The sequence below is a fragment of the Streptomyces natalensis ATCC 27448 genome, assembly GCF_000935125.1.
In the GTDB taxonomy this organism is placed as follows: Bacteria; Actinomycetota; Actinomycetes; order Streptomycetales; family Streptomycetaceae; genus Streptomyces; species Streptomyces natalensis.
On record NZ_JRKI01000003.1, the window covers coordinates 550,068 to 567,265 of the forward strand.

Annotated in this window: 14 protein-coding genes and 3 tRNA genes; 8 read left to right on the forward strand and 9 right to left on the reverse strand. The window is 71.7% G+C overall.

All coding sequences use genetic code 11. From position 1 onward, the window contains the following. The first annotated feature begins 20 nt into the window (after positions 1-20). The 4 genes from SNA_RS03435 to SNA_RS03450 all read left to right on the forward strand — a co-directional run bounded on the left by SNA_RS03435 (position 21) and on the right by SNA_RS03450 (position 4,266). On the forward strand, positions 21-815 hold the full coding sequence (locus tag SNA_RS03435; RefSeq protein ID WP_030068641.1) for a polyphosphate polymerase domain-containing protein: 795 nt from the start codon (positions 21-23) through the stop codon (positions 813-815). Between the two features lie 404 nt (positions 816-1,219). After that, complete coding sequence (locus SNA_RS03440) at positions 1,220-2,596, forward strand: aspartate aminotransferase family protein (protein ID WP_030068640.1); 1,377 nt, start codon at positions 1,220-1,222, stop codon at positions 2,594-2,596. A gap of 182 nt (positions 2,597-2,778) precedes the next feature. After that, positions 2,779-3,468 (forward strand): GntR family transcriptional regulator, encoded by a 690-nt coding sequence (locus tag SNA_RS03445; RefSeq protein WP_030068639.1) that lies wholly within the window; start codon positions 2,779-2,781, stop codon positions 3,466-3,468. A 150-nt stretch (positions 3,469-3,618) separates the two neighbouring features. Beyond that, positions 3,619-4,266, forward strand: a complete 648-nt coding sequence (locus SNA_RS03450; RefSeq protein WP_030068637.1) for a hypothetical protein — start codon at positions 3,619-3,621, stop codon at positions 4,264-4,266. A 23-nt stretch (positions 4,267-4,289) separates the two neighbouring features. Here the strand turns inward: SNA_RS03450 and SNA_RS03455 are convergent, their stop codons facing one another. Then, complete coding sequence (locus tag SNA_RS03455; RefSeq protein ID WP_044362986.1) at positions 4,290-5,159, reverse strand: SLATT domain-containing protein; 870 nt, start codon at positions 5,157-5,159, stop codon at positions 4,290-4,292. Positions 5,160-5,491: 332 nt separating this feature from the next. On the opposite strand from SNA_RS03455, the gene purD reads away from it, so the two are divergent. From purD to SNA_RS03475, 4 genes are all read left to right on the forward strand, one after another. Then, positions 5,492-6,778, forward strand: a complete 1,287-nt coding sequence (gene purD, locus SNA_RS03460) for a phosphoribosylamine--glycine ligase (protein ID WP_030068635.1) — start codon at positions 5,492-5,494, stop codon at positions 6,776-6,778. A 430-nt stretch (positions 6,779-7,208) separates the two neighbouring features. Further along, the gene (locus tag SNA_RS03465; RefSeq protein ID WP_241779531.1) at positions 7,209-9,140 is read left to right on the forward strand and encodes a hypothetical protein; all 1,932 of its coding nucleotides are present in this window, start codon (positions 7,209-7,211) and stop codon (positions 9,138-9,140) included. A gap of 223 nt (positions 9,141-9,363) precedes the next feature. Next, positions 9,364-10,842, forward strand: a complete 1,479-nt coding sequence (locus SNA_RS03470; protein WP_030068631.1) for a N,N-dimethylformamidase beta subunit family domain-containing protein — start codon at positions 9,364-9,366, stop codon at positions 10,840-10,842. A gap of 129 nt (positions 10,843-10,971) precedes the next feature. Then, positions 10,972-11,886 carry a phosphoribosylaminoimidazolesuccinocarboxamide synthase gene (locus SNA_RS03475; protein WP_030068629.1) on the forward strand — a complete coding sequence of 305 codons (915 nt, stop codon included), beginning with the start codon at positions 10,972-10,974 and terminating at the stop codon, positions 11,884-11,886. A gap of 104 nt (positions 11,887-11,990) precedes the next feature. Here SNA_RS03475 and SNA_RS03480 read toward each other — a convergent pair. From SNA_RS03480 to SNA_RS03515, 8 genes are all read right to left on the reverse strand, one after another. Next, positions 11,991-12,063, reverse strand: a tRNA-Gly gene (locus SNA_RS03480). Between the two features lie 34 nt (positions 12,064-12,097). Continuing rightward, positions 12,098-12,715 carry a response regulator transcription factor gene (locus SNA_RS03485; protein ID WP_030068628.1) on the reverse strand — a complete coding sequence of 206 codons (618 nt, stop codon included), beginning with the start codon at positions 12,713-12,715 and terminating at the stop codon, positions 12,098-12,100. Next, positions 12,712-14,094, reverse strand: coding sequence for a sensor histidine kinase (locus tag SNA_RS03490; RefSeq protein ID WP_052808868.1), 1,383 nt, complete (start codon positions 14,092-14,094; stop codon positions 12,712-12,714). The genes SNA_RS03485 and SNA_RS03490 overlap by 4 nt, the downstream gene beginning before the upstream one ends. A gap of 58 nt (positions 14,095-14,152) precedes the next feature. Continuing rightward, complete coding sequence (locus SNA_RS03495; protein WP_078969639.1) at positions 14,153-14,983, reverse strand: ABC transporter permease; 831 nt, start codon at positions 14,981-14,983, stop codon at positions 14,153-14,155. Then, positions 14,980-16,041, reverse strand: coding sequence for an ABC transporter ATP-binding protein (locus SNA_RS03500; protein ID WP_078969640.1), 1,062 nt, complete (start codon positions 16,039-16,041; stop codon positions 14,980-14,982). Before SNA_RS03500 ends, SNA_RS03495 begins: the two co-directional genes overlap by 4 nt. 309 nt (positions 16,042-16,350) lie before the next feature. Next, positions 16,351-16,423 (reverse strand) — tRNA-Gly (locus SNA_RS03505). A gap of 90 nt (positions 16,424-16,513) precedes the next feature. Then, positions 16,514-16,585, reverse strand: a tRNA-Gly gene (locus SNA_RS03510). Between the two features lie 118 nt (positions 16,586-16,703). After that, entirely contained in the window at positions 16,704-17,024 is a 321-nt protein-coding gene (locus SNA_RS03515) for a histone-like nucleoid-structuring protein Lsr2 (RefSeq protein WP_030068623.1), read from the reverse strand. Positions 17,025-17,198: the final 174 nt, after the last annotated feature.

Genomic DNA, 17,198 nt, shown 5'->3' on the forward strand with positions numbered 1-17,198 from the left:
TTCCTTGCCAAGGAGACCGTGTGATTCCCGCCGTACGAGCCCTCGCCCGCGCCGCCATGGCCGCGCGCCCGGTACCGCTCGCCGACGTCCAGGCACGGGCCGAACTCCTCGCCCGCTTCGACAACACCTATCTCGTCCCGGTCGAGGTCTTCGCCGCATTCGCGGCCGAGCTCACCGACCGCCGCCGCCCCGGCGGCCCGTTCGCCGTCCTGTGCATCAACGGCAGGCGCTGGTTCCGCTATCACTCCGTCTACTACGACACCCCCGACCTGCGCTCCTTCCACGACGACCGGCAGCGTCGCCGGCTGCGCTACAAGATCCGCGAGCGGCTGTACGCGGACACGGGGGAGCGGCAGTTCGAGATCAAGCTCAAGGGGCGGCGCGGCGAGACGGTCAAGCACCGGCAGCCGCTGATGCCGGGCGATGCGGCCCTCGGCGCGGCCCCGCGCGGCTTCCTCGCCTCCGTACTGGACCGTTCGTACGGGATCGCGGCCCCCACCGAGCTGGGCCGCTCCATCGAGACGGAGTACACCCGGGCCACCTTCGTCGCCAACGGTCAGCGCATCACCTGCGATGCGGCCCTGGTCTGCCGCGACCTGGAGACCGGCCACACGGTACGGGCCGACGGCGGGCTGCTCCTCGTCGAGACCAAGACCACCGGCCACCTGACCGAGGCCGACCGGCTGCTGCGCGGCTACGGCATCCACGCCGCCGAATTCACCAAATACTGCGGCGGGTTGTCGGCCCTGCGCCCGGACCTCACCGCCCACCACTGGCAGCGGGCGGTGCGTACGGCATTTCCCACCGCGGCTTGAGGGGAGCGCCGGGCAGGGGCCGATGTTTCACGTGAAACCGGCATCCTCGGCAATGTTTCACGTGAAACACCCCCCGGCCGTTGGGGCGGCGCAGCGGATGGCGCCCGGACCGGTGCGGTCCGGCCAGGGGGCGACGATCTGCCGCGCAACCAGCCACCGCCTCGGGCCCGGTCCGGGCGCCGTCGATCTTCCTCATGCCGATCATGCCCATGGCCTCGGCCGCCCCCTCGGAGCTTCCTCCAACCCCGCAGACGATCCGCCCGTCCCGTAGACATTCTGTCCGAGCGCGTGGTGAGCGCCATACACACTGTCGGTACCCGTCAGCGGACGGTGATCCTTACGCTGAGAGGTGTCCGCCGGGCCTGTCCACCGGCGGCCCGAGCGACCGATCCGAGGTACTGACCGTGAGCACGACGCCCTCCGCTTCCGCCGCCGACCCCGCCGCCGGGGCCGCAGTCAAGGCCGCCGACCGCGCGCATGTCTTCCACTCCTGGTCCGCGCAGGGTCTGATCGACCCGCTGCCGATCGCCGGGGCCGAGGGTTCGTACTTCTGGGACTACGACGGCAATCGCTACCTCGACTTCTCCTCCCAGCTGGTCAACACCAACATCGGCCACCAGCACCCCAAGGTCGTTGCGGCGATCCAGGAGCAGGCCGCCAAGCTGTGCACCCTCGCGCCCGGTTTCGCCGTCGATGTCCGCTCCGAGGCCGCCCGGCTGATCGCCGAGCGCACCCCCGGCGACCTCGACAAGATCTTCTTCACCAACGGCGGCGCGGAGGCCGTGGAGAACGCGGTCCGGATGGCCCGCCTGCACACCGGCCGCAGCAAGGTGCTGTCCACCTACCGCTCGTACCACGGCGCCACCGCTGCCGCGATCAACCTGACCGGCGACCCGCGCCGCTGGCCCTCCGACACCGCCTCGGCGGGCGTCGTCCACTTCTGGGGCCCGTTCCTCTACCGTTCGCCCTTCCACGCCGAGAACGAGGCGCAGGAGTGCGAGCGCGCCCTCGCTCATCTCGAGCAGACCATTGCCTTCGAGGGTCCGCAGTCCATCGCGGCGATCATTCTGGAGACCGTGCCCGGCACCGCGGGGATCATGGTCCCGCCGCCCGGCTACCTCGCCGGCGTCCGTGAGATCTGCGACCGCCACGGCATCGTCTTCATCCTCGACGAGGTCATGGCGGGCTTCGGCCGCACCGGCCAGTGGTTCGCCGCCGACCACTTCGGCGTCACCCCCGACCTGCTGACCTTCGCCAAGGGCGTCAACTCCGGCTATGTCCCGCTGGGCGGCGTCGCGATCAGCGCCGAGATCGCCGCCACCTTCGACCAGCGGCCCTACCCGGGCGGTCTGACCTACTCCGGCCACCCGCTGGCCTGCGCCTCCGCCGTCGCGACGATCAACGCGATGGCCGAGGAGCGGATCGTGGAGAACGCCGCGGAGATCGGCGAGAAGGTCATCGGCCCCGCCCTGCGGGAGATCGCCGAGCGGCACCCGTCCGTCGGTGAGGTCCGCGGTCTGGGCGTCTTCTGGGCGCTCGACCTGGTCAAGAACAAGGAGACCCGCGAGCCCCTGGTGCCGTACAACGCCTCCGGCGCCGCCAACGCCCCGATGGGCGCATTCGCCGCGGCCTGCAAGCGCGGCGGTCTGTGGCCGTTCGTGAACATGAACCGCACCCATGTGGTCCCCGCCTGCACGATCACCGAGGCGGAGGCCAAGGAGGGCCTGGCCGCCCTCGACGAGGCCCTGACCGCGGCGGATGCGCACACGGACGCCGCCTGAGGGGGGCCGGCAGCCGCGTACGGGACCCGTAGCGAATCCGTGAGGCGGCGGCCGCGCGCCCTGCCCTGGGCGTATCGTCCCAGGTACGGTGCGTGGCCGCCGCCGCCCTCGCCTATCGTTGGCCAGGGCCGCTTCCCATCTGCGCGGTCAGGAAAGTCGAGTCGTCGAAGGAGACGGACACGATGCCCGCCGGCGGAGACAGCTCATTCATACGGCGCAGCACGCTGCGCCAGCAGATCGCCGATGCGCTGCGCGACGAGGTCCTGGCCGGCCGGCTGCCCTCCGGCCATCCCTTCACGGTCAAGGAGATCGCCGAACAGTACGGCGTCTCCGCCACCCCGGTCCGCGAGGCGCTGCTCGATCTGTGCGCCCAGGGCCTGCTCGACGTCGAACAGCACCGCGGCTTCAAGGTGCACGCCTTCAGCGCCGGCGACTTCGTCGCCATGGTCGAGGCCCGCACCCTGATCATCGAGGGCATCTTCCGCAGCGGCGCCGAACACGCGCTGCGCGCCACCCCCGCCGAGGTACTGATCTCCATCCGCCGCCGCGCCGACGAGGCCGAGCGCGCCGCCCGCGCCGGCGACCTCGATGTGCTGATCGGCTACGACCTGCGCTTCTGGCGCGAGCTGGGCAGTATCGTCGGCAATCCGTACATCAGCGACTTCCTCGACCGGGTCCGCGTCCAGACCTGGATGTTCGCGGTGCCGCTGCTGCGCGGCATGGACGACCTCGGCGCCCGTCTCTGGCACGGCCACAGCCAGCTGGCCAAGGCCCTCGTCCAGTACGACATCGCCGAGGCGCAGCGCCTCATCGCCGAGTACAACGAGCACTCCCTGGCCCTGGTGGGCAATCGCGGCGAGCACTCCGGCTAGTACTACTGGTAAAGCGCGACGGGCACTACGCTGTCCCGACTCGGCCCTGTGAGCCGTACCGCATCCGTATCCGTACCGTCCCCGTGCCCGTGCCGCCCCTGGTACGTGCCCGCCGGCGCCCCGTCCCCGACCGGAAGCGAGTCCTCACCCGTGGCATGTGACCTGTGGCTGGTGCCCCTCGTAGACGTGCTGTGCCACAGCCCCGACAACCCGTTCTCCGAAGAGATCGCCGCCTACGACAAGGCCCTGACGGACGCGGGTCTGCCGCCGATCCCGGTCTTCAGCTATATGCCGGGCCTGACCGGCGATGTCGCGCCGGTCGCCGGGTTCGACTACGACGCGCTGCATTTCCTGCGCCGCGCCTATCTCCTGCGCCTGTGCGGCCTGGAGGTGACCCCGGTGGACGAACTGGGCGGTGACTACGAGCAGTTGCTGGAGATGTTCGAGGCGACGGCGCAGCAGTCGCATCTGGTCTGGCACTACGACCACGCGGGCGCCTACGTCCCGGTCGACTTCCCCCATCCGCTCGCCAACGACGAACTGCTGGAGGGCGGCGGCCCGCTGGGCTCCTCGCACGGGCTGCTGCGCGAACTCGAAGTCGTCGCGCCGTCCCTGGGCATCGATCCGGCCAACCCCCCGGCCGCGCCGGACCCCCCGGCCGGACCGACCTCCCTGGAGGAACGGGCGGCCGTCCCCCAGGACGACGGACCCTTCGCCAGGGAGCGGCACGTATGGCTGGGCCTGCATGCGGCCGCCACCAGGAGCCTGGGCCAGGGCTCGATGATCGTCTTCAGCTAGGGCCCGCCCCGGGGCCCCGGCCCTCAGCGCCCCGGCTCCGGCGGCCGCTGCCGCGGCATGTTCGGCCGGGTCCCCGGAGGCAGCATGAACCGCGCCGGCGGCTCCACGCTCTCCTGCCGCGGCGGCGACCACGGGCCCAGGACCTGCGCCGTCGACGGCGCAGGACCGGCCCGGAACTCCGCCATCCAGTCCGCCGTTTCGGCCCGTACGAGCTCCCCCAGGTCCTCGTTGAACCGCCGCAGCACCCCCAGGCACCGCTCGGCCGCCTCGCTCGCCGTGCCGTCGGTCGGGCCCAGGACCTCGCGGACGCTCTCCGACGCCCAGTCGAACTGCAACGCCTCCAGCCGCCGGTGGATCGCCTGGGCGGTCGCCAGATCCCGCATCCACCCTGCGGTCACCCCGAAATACCGGTCGCAGCCCACGCACACCGCCGCCACCAGCAGCGACAGATAGCCCCACGGGGCCCCGCCCTTCCAGGCCCCCGCGAAGTCCAGCAGCGGCAGCAGCCCGCCCACCGACACCCCGGCCGCGGCGCCCAGCCGCAGCGCCCGCGCCCCGCGGCGTTTGGCCTGCCGGTCGCGCAGGTACCAGTCGGCGGCGCGCAGCGCGCCCTCCTCCGTCCACAGGTAGAGCGCGTCCAGGCGGTCGGCCGGCTCCCCCCAGTCGCCCAGCGGGAACAGCCGCCCCGAAAGGTCCTCGCGGCCCCGGACCGGGCCGCCGTACTCCCCTCCGCAGCCGTCGTACGGGCCCCGGTCGCGGCCGGCCCCCCGGTACCGGAAACGACTGCGCTCCCGGTCGCGGTACCGGTCCCAGCGCCATTCGCGGCCGTTCCCCCGCCTCTGCTCACCCTCCCTCCGGGGAAGCCCCTCGGGCTGCATCTCCGGCTGACTCACCCGTGCTCCCTCGATACGGATCCGTGCGGTGCGCGCGATGGGGGTCCCTCCCGTGCCTTTGGGGCTACGGGGGAGTACGAGACGGCCGTTGCACGCAGCCCCCATTCCTACCGCCGAACGGTTGGCGTCCCTCGCAAGATCGCCTGATTTCCGCCCAGAAGTGGTGGTGGATCCGGTATAAGGCGACCGCGTCTCACCCGAAAGAGTTGCCGCCAAGGGCCGCCAAGGGCCGCCGCCGCGGTCACGGACGGTTTCCGGCCGCCGCACGGGCCTTGTGCGATCAGGCGACGGCCGACGTCAGGCCGTCTGGTGCGTTCGTCTAGGCTGCCCTCGTGAAGGTCCTCGTCATCGGCGGCGGCGCCCGCGAACACGCCCTGTGCCGCTCTCTGTCCCTCGATCCCGACGTCACCGCGCTGCACTGCGCTCCCGGCAACGCCGGTATCGCCGAGGTGGCCGAATTGCACGGGGTCAACGCCCTCGACGGCCAGGCCGTCGCCGACCTCGCCGCCCGTCTGGAGGCCGACCTGGTGGTCGTCGGCCCCGAGGCGCCCCTGGTGGCGGGCGTCGCGGACGCCGTGCGCGAACGCGGCATCCCGGTTTTCGGCCCCTCGGCCCGCGCCGCCGAGCTGGAGGGCTCCAAGGCCTTCGCCAAGGACGTGATGGCGGCCGCGGCCGTCCCCACCGCCCGTAGCTATGTCTGCACCACCCCGGAAGAGATCGACGAGGCCCTGGACGCCTTCGGGGCGCCGTACGTCGTCAAGGACGACGGCCTGGCCGCGGGCAAGGGGGTCGTCGTCACCGAGGACGTCGAGGCCGCCCGCGCACATGCGCGGGCCTGCGACCGCGTGGTGATCGAGGAGTTCCTCGACGGCCCGGAGGTCTCCCTCTTCGCCATCACCGACGGTGAGAGCGTCGTCCCGCTCCAGCCCGCCCAGGACTTCAAGCGCGCCTACGACGGCGACCAGGGCCCCAACACCGGCGGCATGGGCGCGTACAGCCCGCTGCCCTGGGCCGATCCCAAGCTGGTCGACGAGGTCATGGCCACCGTGCTCCAGCCCACGGTCGACGAGCTGCGCCGCCGCGGCACCCCGTTCTCCGGGCTGCTCTACGCGGGTCTGGCGATCACCTCGCGCGGTGTGCGGGTGATCGAGTTCAACGCCCGCTTCGGCGACCCGGAGACCCAGGTCGTCCTCGCCCGCCTCAGGACCCCGCTCGGCGGTCTGCTGCTCGCCGCCGCCACCGGCAACCTCGCCGCCCTGCCCCCGCTGCGCTGGAGCGACGACGCCGCCGTCACGGTCGTCATCGCCTCGCACAACTACCCGGACACCCCGCGCACCGGCGACGCCATCGAGGGCCTGGCCGAGGTCGCGGCGCAGGACGCCCCGGACGCCTATGTGCTGCACGCCGGCACCAAGCGCGACGAGACGGGCGCGGTGCTCAGCGCGGGCGGCCGGGTGCTGTCCGTCACCGCCACCGGCGCCGACCTGACCATCGCCCGGCAGCGCGCCTACCGCGCCGTAGGCCGGATCGCGCTGGACGGCTCCCAGCACCGTACGGACATCGCCGCCAAGGTGGCGGGAGAGGCCGCCGGGGAGCCCGTGGGGGACGTCGCTCCGTAGGCAGCTCCGTACGCAGGGAGGTCCCGTTTCCCGGCTTGGTTCCCGGCTTTGCCCAAAGCCATTCCATCGAGTGACGACGCCAGGTATCCGCTGACGGAGTCCACACCCCCAACTAGGGTGCCGCGCAAGCGTCCTGCGGTGGCCGCGCCGGAATCCGGCACGGTTGCCGTGGCGGCGTCCGGCAAGTGGCTCACCGGCATTGCGATGTCAGTGGCGGGTGCCACAGTGGTGGTGAAGTGAGCTCGCCCCGCGTGAGCCCGAGCGAGTCCGCTTGCCCCGCGCACTGCGCGGTTCACCGTCCGTCCCGCGTTCTCTCCGTCCGGCTCGATCAGGACAGCAGGGGGTGTACAGGCTCGTGGCAAGTCCGGAAACAGGCGTCCTGGCGGCGCGCGCCCGCGCTCTCGCCGTGCTGCGGATCCGCAGCACGGCGATGGCCGTGGCGCTGCTGCCCGCGGCGGTGGCCGTGGTGCTGTACACCGGCCGCGCGACCGGCCATCTCGGCGCGGGCGGCGGCTGGGACACCGCCCGCTGGGCGGCCGTCGGCCTCGCGGTGCCGGCGCTGCTGCTGGCGGCGCTGGTCGCTGCCGTCATCGCCCGCGCCAGACCCGCACTCAGCCCGTCCGTGCCGGTCTCCGAGGAGTCGGCCCCCGATCTCTACCGTCTGGTACGTGATCTCGCCGAGCGCCTGGAGGTGCCCGCGCCGTCGGCCATAGCGCTCACCCCCGACTGCGACAGCTGGCTGGAGGACCGTACGCACCGCGCCACCGGCCCGCCGCGTCGCACCGACGGCCGCCGCGAGCCCCAGGCGCCGGTCCTGGTCATCGGCTCGCCGTTCCTGTGGTGGATGCGGGTGGCCGAGCTGCGCGCCCTGCTCGCCCCGGTGGTGGCCGGTACGGGCCCCTCCGCGCACCCCGACATAGCCGCCGCCCGCCGCTTCATCCGGGGCCTGGACGCCGCCGTCGCGGTCTCGTCCCGCGCCAAGGGGCCGCTGCGCAGGCTGCCGATGCGGTTCGTCGGCAAGGTGGCGCGCCTGCTGCTGCGCTCCTGCCGCGATCACGCCATGATCATGGAACGCGGGGTCGCCGCGGCCGCCTCCGAGCGTGCCCAGGGCGTCGACTACGGCCTGCGGATCGTCGCCCAGGAGCAGGTCGGCCTGGCGTATGCGGGCTGGGACCGGCTGCTGACCCGGGTGGCGCTGCCCGCCTGGCGGATGGGCCGCTGGCCCTCACGGCTGGACGCCGGGGTGGTCTCCGCGCTCACCGAGCTCTCCCGCCGCGACCGCCTCGCCGAGGGCTTCACCTCCCGGCTGGGCGAGCGCCCCGCCTGCGATCTGCTGGAGGAGCCCGGCGCCATCGACCGCGCCGCCTCCCTGCTGGCCGCCCGGCTCTTCCACGGCGGCCCGGCCGAGCCCGGCCCCGACTGGTCCCCGGTGGGCTGGCAGCAGTACCCGGAGGAGGTCGTGGACCGTAAATGGCGCCTGGAGGCCGCCCGGCTGCACCGGGTCCTGGACGCGCTCCCGGCCGCGGACCTGTCCGCCGCAGACCTGTCCGCCGCGGACCTCCCGGCCGCGGACCAGGGAACGGGCCCCGTACCCGGCACGGCCGCGGTGACGGCTGCCGGTACGGCCTCCGGCACGGCCACGGCCGCCAGTACGGCCTCCGGCACGGCCACGGCCTCCGGCACGGCCTCAGGCCCGGCCGCAGCGACCGCCGCCGGTACGGCTGCCGTGGCGGACACGGCCCGCTCGTACGCCCGCGCCCCGGCCCGTACGGCCCCCGCCCCCGGCACCCGCCCGACCGCCGATGCCGCGCTGACCGAGGCCACGCCGCTCGCCGCGGGCGCCTCGTCCGCCCCCGGTACCTCGTCCGCCCCCGGCGATCTCGCGGCGGTCGCGTCCGGCCCCACCCTCGCCTGGGTCATCGACCGGCTGGCCCGCGACAACCGTGCGGGTGATCTTGTCGCCGCCCGCCTCGGCGCGGAGGTCGCCCGTGAGGAGCGCGAGGAAGCGGCCCGCCAGGCGGCCCGCGGAACCGTCGCGCAGGACGCCGCCGCGGGCGTGGCCTGGGGCGACGGCCTGGCCGAGAGCGGCCTGCCGCTCTTCCCGCTGCAACCTCCCCGTACGGGCCGCGAGTTGCTAGCCGACCACCTCACCGCCATGGTGTGCTGTGCGGCCGTCGACACCGCGGGCGCCGCCCCGGGTCTGGACTGGCTGGACGGCCCGGCCCTGCTGGTCGACGGCGCCCGCCGCGCCGACCTGGGCGTTCCGGTGCTCAGCCTGGTGGACGACGGCGACGCCGAACCGCTCCGGGGCTGGCTGACGACGGTCGGCGTACGCCCGGAAAAGCCGGTCCGGCTGGTCTGAGCCGGGGTCGCCCCGCCCCGGCCGCCCCGGCTGAATGTTCCCCATCAGTTCGTGTTTCGGGCCAAGGCCCTCTAAATTCACGACGAAGGGTGACGGAGTGGGTGCGTAATGTGATGTGCTGGACGTGGGGCCGTCTACGCGCGGCGGGACATAACGCAACCCGTCGGAACGAAACGGCCGTTGTCGGCCGCGGCCATTGGGGGACGCGGGAGGGGAGCGGAAGGTGGGCACGGAACAGATCAGGCGCTGGGAGTCGGGCGCACTCGCCCACGCGGTCACGGACCCGTTCGGGCAAGGCCCGCTGCCCTGGCTGCGAGGCAGCGAGAACTACTTCGATTCGGGCCGGGTGGTGCCCTGGTACGTCGATCCCGCCGTCGCCCAGGGTGATCTGCGGGTCCCCGCACCGCGCAAGCACAACGGCCCGCGCACCGCCGATGACGTCCGCCGGCAGATCAAGGGCTTCGCCAGTACGGGCGCGGTGGCCCCCGGAGAGGCCATCGACTTCCGCGTCTCGGTCGATCCGCCGCAGCCGTTCAGCATCGACGTGTACCGCATCGGCCATTACTCCGGCGCCGGCGCCTCCAAGATCACCACTAGCCCGCGCCTGGCCGGCATCGTCCAGCCCGCCCCGCTCACCGTCGACCGCACCGTCTCCTGCCACCACTGGTGGCTCTCCTGGCGCCTCCAGGTCCCCACCTACTGGCAGCTCGGCGCCTATGTCGCCGTGCTGACCACCGCCGACGGCTATCGCTCCCACATCCCGTTCACGGTCCGCGACGACCACCCCGCCGACCTCCTGCTGCTCCTGCCGGACATCACCTGGCAGGCGTACAACCTCTATCCGGAGGACGGCCGTACGGGTGCCAGCCTCTACCACGCCTGGGACGAGAAGGGCGCGCTCCTGGGCGAACAGGACGCTGCCACCACCGTCTCCTTCGACCGCCCCTACGCGGGCGCCGGACTGCCCCTGCATGTCGGCCACGCCTACGACTTCATCCGCTGGGCCGAGCGCTACGGCTATGACCTCGCCTACGCCGACGCCCGCGATCTGCACGCCGGCCGCGTCGACCCGTCCCGTTACCGCGGTCTGGTCTTCCCCGGCCACGACGAGTACTGGTCGCTGCCCATGCGCCGCACCGCCGAGCGCGCCCGCGACACCGGCACGTCCCTGGTCTTCCTCTCCGCCAACACCATGTACTGGCAGGTCGAGTTGACGCCCTCGCCCTCCGGCCCGGACTCCCTCCTCAACTGCCGCAAGCGCCAGGGCCCCGGCCGGCCCTCCCTCTGGCGCGAGCTGGGCGACCCCGAGCAGCGGCTGATGGGCATCCAGTACGCGGGCCGGGTCCCCGAACCGGTGTCGCTCGTCGTGCGCAACGCCGACCACTGGCTGTGGGAGGCCACCGGAGCCCACGAAGGCGATGAACTCCCCGGTCTGGTCGCGGGCGAGGCCGACCGCTACTTCCCGCGCACCGCCCTCCCCGACCACACCCGTCGCATCCTGCTCGCGCACTCCCCGTACCGCGACGGCGAAGGCGCCGTCCGCCATCAGGAGACCTCCCTCTACCGCGCCCCCAGCGGCGCCCTGGTCTTCGCCTCCGGCACCTTCGCCTGGTCCCCGGCCCTCGACCGCCCGGGCCATATCGACCCCCGGGTCCAACGCGCCACCGCCAACCTCCTGGACCGCATCTGCAAACGGGACTGACGGGCACGGCCGGGGCCGAGGAGCGCCTCAGCCGCCCCGGCCGCCCCGCCTGCCGACCCTGAGGCAAAGATCGGCTGTCGCATACGCGAGAATCGAGGCGACTCCTGGATCAACCTACGCGGAGGCAGCGTGTCCGGTTTCGTAGAAAAGCCCGAGCCCGTGCAGGTCCCGGGTCTCACCCACCTGCACACCGGCAAGGTGCGCGACCTCTACCAGAACGCCGACGGCAACCTGATCATGGTTGCCAGCGACCGCCAGTCCGCGTACGACTGGGTGCTGCCCAGCGACATCCCGGACAAGGGCCGCGTGCTGACCCAGCTGTCCCTGTGGTGGTTCGAGCAGCTCGCCGACCTGGCCCCCCATCACGTCATCTCCACCGACGTCCCGGCCGGCGCCCCGGCCGACTGGGCCGGCCGCACCCTGGTCTGTGCCTCCCTGACCATGGTCCCGGTCGAATGCGTGGCCCGCGGCTACCTCACCGGCTCCGGCCTCGCCGAATACCGGCAGTCCCGTACGGTCTGCGGCCTGGCGCTGCCCGAGGGCCTGGTCGACGGCTCCGAACTGCCCGAGCCGATCTTCACCCCGGCCACCAAGGCCGCCGTCGGCGACCATGACGAGAACGTCACCTACGAGGAGGTCGCCGACCAGGTCGGCGCCGATGTCGCCGCCGAACTCCGCCGGACCACCCTCGACATCTACGGCCGGGCCCGCGACATCGCCCGCGAGCGCGGCATCATCCTCGCCGACACCAAGTTCGAGTTCGGCTTCGACGAGCGCGCCGGGGGCGAGAAGGTGCTGACCCTGGCCGACGAGGTCCTCACACCCGACTCGTCCCGCTTCTGGCCGGCCGACGAGTGGCAGCCGGGCCGCGCCCAGCCGTCCTTCGACAAGCAGTTCGTCCGCGACTGGCTCACCTCCCCGGCCGCCGCCTGGGACCGTACGGGCGAGCTCCCGCCGCCCGAGCTCCCGCAGGAGATCGTCGACCGCACCCGCGCCAAGTACATCGAGGCATACGAGCGCCTCACCGGCCTGACCTGGTCGTAAGCCGGTCCACCCGCCCCCCGGTCCGCCGGGGGCGGGCACCCACGGGCATGCCAAAAGGCCCCGGTCGGTATCACTACCGGCCGGGGCCTTTCGTTGCTTCCCTGAGCGGACGACGAGGTTCGAACTCGCGACCTCAACCTTGGCAAGGTTGCGCTCTACCAACTGAGCTACGTCCGCCTGCCCGCCGCCGAAGCGTGCGGTGCGGGGTCCACTATAGCCAACCCCGCTCGCGTGCGAGGCGTGCCGCCGCATGACGATTCTCCGCAGCCAGCTTCGCGGTGGCCGACGAGAGGTAGTTGCGCACCGTCCCCGGCGACAGCGCGGCCCGCTCCGCGATCTCCGCGACCGACGCCCCGGCCTCGGCGAACTCCAGCACCTCCGCCTCCCGCACCGTCAGCGGCGAATCCCCGGCACTTATCGCATCCGCCGCCAACTCCGGGTCGACATAACGGTTTCCGCCGTGCACGGTACGAATGATCTCTGCCAGCCGCTGCGCCGAGACCGTCTTCGGGACGAACCCCCGCACCCCGGCCTCCAGCGCCCGCTTCAGATGGCCCGGCCGCCCATGACTCGTCACGATCATGGCCTGGCATCCCGGCACCTCGTCCCGCAGCGATGTGGCCACCGACACACCGTCCGCCCCCGGCATCTGAAGATCCAGCACCGCCACATCCGGACGGTGCGCCCGCCCCATCGCCCGGGCCTCCGGCCCCGACGCGGCCTCCGCCACCACCAGCAGATCGTCCTCCAGCGACAACAGCGCCGCCATCGCGCCCCGGATCAGATGCTCGTCATCCGCCAGCAGCACCCGAATAGCCCGCTCGCTCATCCGTCACTCACCCCGCCTATCGCCCCGTCACCCGCTCCGAGGCTCACACCCGCGCCTACGCCCACACCCACACCCGCGCCCGCGCCCGTGCCGACCGGGCCACCGCCACGGCCCTGGTCGCCGCCCCTCGCCTCGTCGGGCACCGGCAGCTCGACGGTCAGCCGGTACCGGCCACCGTCCTGCGGCCCCGCCGCCAACGTCCCGCCCAGGGGCTCCAGCCTCTCCCGCAGCCCCTTGAGGCCACTGGCCGGCGAGGCGTGGAGCGCGGCCGACGAGGGAGGCGCGACACCGTCGTTCTCCATGGTCATCACCAGGACGGACCGCTGCGCATCGACATGGGTCCGGAAGGTGCAGCGGCGCACCTCGGCGGCATGCCGCAGCACATTCGTGGTGCCCTCGCGGACGACCCAGCCGAGCGCCGACTCCCTCTCCGGCTCCAGCCGCAGGCCCTCCTCGCCCTCTATCCGGCAGTCCACCCCCGCCGCCCGCAGGATCGAACGTGCACCGGCCAACTCCGCCCCCAGATCGGCCTTCCGGTACCCGCGCACCACCTCGCGCACTTCCCGCTGGGACTCCTGCGCGATCCGCTGCACCTCCACCATCTGATCCACCGCCTCCGGCCGCCCCCGCCGCGCCAGTTGGACCGCCAGTTCGCTCTTCAGGGCGATCACCGCCAGATTCCGGCCCATCACGTCATGCAGATCACGGCCGAACCTCAGCCGTTCCTCGGCGACCGCAAGCCGCGCCTGGGTACTGCGCGCCGCGTCCAGCTCCCAGAACACCTTGAGCGTCCACCCCGAGGGCCGCCCTATGACAAAGCTCCACAGACCGGCGCCGACCACATAGGCACCGAAGAACAGCGACCATCCCCACATCTGCGTCAGCAGGCCGCCCAGCGCCGTCAGCACGACGCCCACGAGCCCCAGCGTCGCCATGAACCGCTGCTTGGACACGATGAGGCTGTAGCCCAGGAAGAACGGTGTCACCGCGGCCATCGCCGCAAGCGCCATCATGGGCAGCCGGTCGTCCCTGCCGTGCATCACCGTGAGCGCCATCAGCGCGCCCAGCGCGACACTGACGACCACGGTCAGCGCGGCCGAGACGGCCGGCAGCCGACGCGGCGCCGGGCCCTTGCCGACGTAGTGCAGCAGCGCATGCCGCAGCACCTTGATCATGACGCATCCCTGCACCACGCTCGCCCCCAGAGCGACCAGGGCCAGAGCGAGCGCCGACGGCCGGTCCTCGGCGGCATCGGCGACCGGCTGGAGGCAGGCGAACACCGGCAGCCAGGGAATGGCGTTCAGGGTCCAGCGGAAGTACGCATCCACCTGCTGCACCCTGGTGCGCTTCCGCCAGTTCGTCAGAAACCGTCCGATCATGCGCGCTGCCCCCGTTCACATCCCCGTCGGCGTACGCTCCGCTCGTCGCCGTACGCCGCTAACGCCGCGGCTCCCAGCGGAACCACCGCTGCACAGCAAACACCGCTATTCCTGCCCACACCAAGCCGACGGCCAGGTGCTTGAGGATCTCTCCGGTACCCGCCCCGCCGGTCCAGCCGACGCGTATCAGCGCCATCACCGGTGACAGCGGCAGCAGTTCGAGCAGCGAGCCGAGCAGATCCGGCAGAGCATCCAGCGGAACAACCATCCCGGATCCGCCCAGCGACAGCATCATCAGCGGCAGCACGACCAGTTGGGCGGCTTCGGTCGTCCGGGCCAGGGCGGACGACACCGCGGCGAACGCCACGACCACGACCGCCCCGATCAGCACCCCGGCGATCAGCAGATGCGGGGCCTTGGGCAGACCGTCCTTCAGCACCATCCCGCCCAGCAGGACCAGCAGCACGCACTGCGCCAGCCCCAGCACCACCGCGGGCAGCGCGGTCCCCGCGAGTATCTCCAGATCCCGCAGCTCGCCGGTACGCAGCCGCTTGAGGACCAGTTCCTCACGCCGGGCGACATAGGCGCCGGTCATGTTCGAGTAGATGCCGAAGAGCAGCACATAACCGAGCGTCGCGGGCAACAGCGCCGCGGCCACCGAGAGGCCCATACCCGGCGAGTTCGTTCCCACCAGGGTCTGCTTCATGGCGATCGCCAGCATGACGGGGATCACCAGCATCATGTACAACGCGGTTTTATTGCGGCCGAGAAGCGTCAACTCCGCACGCCCGAGGGCGAGTAGCCGCGCTCCCGCACCGGTTTCCGCACGCACTTCCCCACGTCCTTCCTCGCGCTCGATGGCATCCGCGTCCAATACAGCCGTACTCATGCCGCCGCCCCTTCCGTCTCCCTCGCGCCCGCCAACTCGCCCTGCTCCGCCGCTTCCTTTGCGATGTGCAGAAATGCCTCTTCGAGGGAGGCGGACCGGACATCCAGGCCGCGCAGCGTTATCCCCTTCTCCTGCGCCCACACCAGCACCCCGGTGGCGGCCCGCTGGAGTTCGTCCGTACGCAACCGGACCCTGCGCCCCGCCTTCTCGTGCCCGACGACGCCGAGCTCTCCCAGCGGCGGAAGATCACCGAGGTGGAATCCCGCCGGCAGCTCGAAGGAAATGTGCGAGGGCTGGGCGGCCACCACATCCGCGACCCGCCCCGCCGCCGCTATCCGGCCGTGGTGCAAGATCGCGAGGCGGTCCGCCAGCTCCTCGGCTTCCTCCAGATAGTGCGTGGTCAGCACGATCGTCGTCCCGCTGTCGCGCAGCTCGCGCACCAACTCCCAGGTCTGGTGCCGCGCTTCGGTGTCCAGCCCCGTCGTCGGCTCGTCGAGGAACAGCACCTCGGGCCGCCCCAGCAGCGCCAGCGCAAGATCCAGCCGCCGTCGCTCGCCCCCGGAGAGCTGTTTGACCCGGACATCCGCCCGCCCCGTCAGCCCCACCGACTCAAGGGCATCGGCGACCGGCCGCGCCCCGCTGGTGCACCCCGCCCACATCCGCAGCGTCTCCGTGGGCGTGAGCTCGGACGGAAAGCCGCCCTCCTGAAGCATCATGCCGATCCGCGGCCGCACACTGTGCCGCTCGGTGAACGGATCGCGGCCGAGCACCCGCACCTGGCCCGCCGTCGGCGCGGCCAGGCCCTCCAGAAGCTCGACCGTGGAGGTCTTGCCCGCGCCGTTCGTCCCCAGCAGGGCGAACAGCTCCCCGCGCGCCACGGAGAAGTCGACCCCGCGTACCGCCTCAAAGCCCTCCCTCGCTTTTGCGCGCCGACCACGGCCGGCATACCGCCTGCGCAGTCCCGTGACATCGATCACGTTGTCGTCCGCGGCGGGGGTGCCGGCACCCCCGTGGTCGGCACCCCCGCCGCGCTCGCTGTTTTTCTCCCCGTCGTTCATGGCTCCAGCGTTCCGCCGCTTCCGCGCATGCGGCAGTGCGTCCTGTCATCGCAGCTGATGACAAATGTCAGTTGCGCAAGGACGGAAGCCGGGAAGGGGATGCGCGGCGAGTAGATACGTGGTGGGGAGATCCGGGGTTAGGGGCCACGCGGCGACGAACCTCGCGGCGACGAGCCACGCGCGCGGGGCTCGCGGTAAGAACACGCCGGTAAGCGCCCGGCCCTACGGAAACGGCTCGGGCCGGTAAGCGGAGAGTCGCCGAAAAACGAAGAAGACCCCGGCCACAAGGACCGGGGTCTTCTTTCTCTGAGCGGACGACGAGGCTCGAACTCGCGACCTCAACCTTGGCAAGGTTGCGCTCTACCAACTGAGCTACGTCCGCAGGCATCCACTCGGCTTTCACCAGGTGGCGCGACAGCTACTCTACCTGATCCTTTGGCTTCTTATGACCAGAGGCCGACAGAGCAGTCAGAGCGGGTGACAGGGATTGCACACTGCGCCTCCCCCTTGGAAAGGGGGCGCTCTACTACTGAGCTACACCCGCGCGACTCCGTGAGGTCCGGCCTTTCGGCCTCGCCCCTCGGCGTGCTCCAGACTTTAGCTGATCAGTAGGGGTGCTGTGCAAGTCGGCTGCGTGCGGTCGCGGAGCGCCGGCAAGTCGGTCAGTGGTTGGCGGCGTTGAAGGCCTCGTAGACCTTCTTGGGGATCCGGCCGCGCGGGGGGACGTCCATCTGGTGGGAGCGGGCCCACGCCCGGACCGCCGCGGGGTCGGGGGTCACCGCCGTGCGGTGGTAGGCCTTGCCGGACTTCGCCCGCTTGCGGCCCGCGTCGACGAACGGAGCCAGGGCATCGCGCAGTTTCTTCGCATTGGCGGGATTGAGGTCGATCTCGTACGACTTCCCGTCCAATCCGAAGGTGACCGTCTCTGCGGCTTCTCCGCCGTCGATGTCATCGGAGAGCGTTACTACTACGCGCTGCGCCACGGATATCGGTCCTTTCGTGCAGCAACCCGCCTTGACATGGGGTGATGCTGCAGATCCGGCTGATTGGGATCAATGCTTTTTCATTTGTACAGCGATGAGCATTGCATTGTGAAGCCCAGTTAATTTTCTCAGCGTGTCCTGTGCAATCCGGACCCTAGATCTTTTCGAGGATTT